1 protein-coding gene and 1 pseudogene are annotated in these 849 nt (G+C 79.3%); both read left to right on the top strand.

What is annotated here, in order from left to right:
- Nucleotides 1-489, top strand: a 489-nt coding sequence (locus G3I53_RS04195) for a class F sortase (protein WP_203616673.1), incomplete at its 5' end; no start/stop codon positions are given.
- 77 nt (nucleotides 490-566) lie between these two features.
- Nucleotides 567-849: pseudogene (locus G3I53_RS04190) on the top strand (hypothetical protein); the annotation flags it as partial.

Genomic DNA, 849 nt, shown 5'->3' with positions numbered 1-849 from the left:
GACGCGGCGGCGGCCCCGGCGGGCGACACCAGCCGCCCGGCCGCTCCCCCACGGCGGATCCGGGTGCCGCGCGTCGGACTCGACGCCCGGATCGAAGCCGTCGGGGTGACGCGGGAGGGCACCATGACCGTGCCCGCGGACCCGGCCGTGGCCGGCTGGTACCGCTTCGGTCCGGCCCCGGGCGCCGGCCAGGGGTCGGCCGTGCTGGCCGGGCACGTGGACGACGAGACGGGCGCACTGGGCGAGTTCGCCGCGCTGCGGGACCTGCGGCGCGGCGACCGGGTCGAGGTGCTGCGCCGCGGAGCGGATCCGGTCGTCCACCGGGTCGTGGCGCGCCGCACCGTCCCCCAGGACGAGCTCCCCCCGTCCGTCTTCCGCCGGACGGGTGACCCGGTTCTCACGCTCGTCACCTGCGCCCCGCCGTTCCTTCCCGACCGGGGCGGCTACCGGTCCAACCTGATCGTCACCGCCGTACCGGCCGGGTCCTGACGGGGGCGTCGGGGCGGCACGGGACCGCACGGGGGCGCGGGGCGCCGTCAGCGAACACGAGGGACGAGGAGGGCACGGTGGCCCACGTCGAACAGGCGCGCCTGGTGGAGCTGGCGCTGGGGCACTCCGCCCACGGTGACGAGAGCACCCTGCGGCACCTCGCGGAGTGCGGGCGGTGCCGGGACGAACTGCGCGCGATGGCCCGCGTGGTGGCCGCGGCCCGGGCGGCCGACGTCGTGGATCTGCCGACGGCGCCGCCGGAGCGGGTCTGGCAGCGGATCGTGCGGGACCTGTCCGACGCGCCCGCGGGTCCCCCGCCCCGGGGGACGGCCCCCGTACCCGGCCGGCCCGGGCGGACGG

The sequence above is a fragment of the Streptomyces sp. SID14436 genome, from assembly GCF_010548465.1.
Lineage (GTDB): Bacteria > Actinomycetota > Actinomycetes > Streptomycetales > Streptomycetaceae > Streptomyces.
Note: the sequence above shows the minus strand (reverse complement) of the source record. Positions and strands in the feature narration are given on the sequence as shown.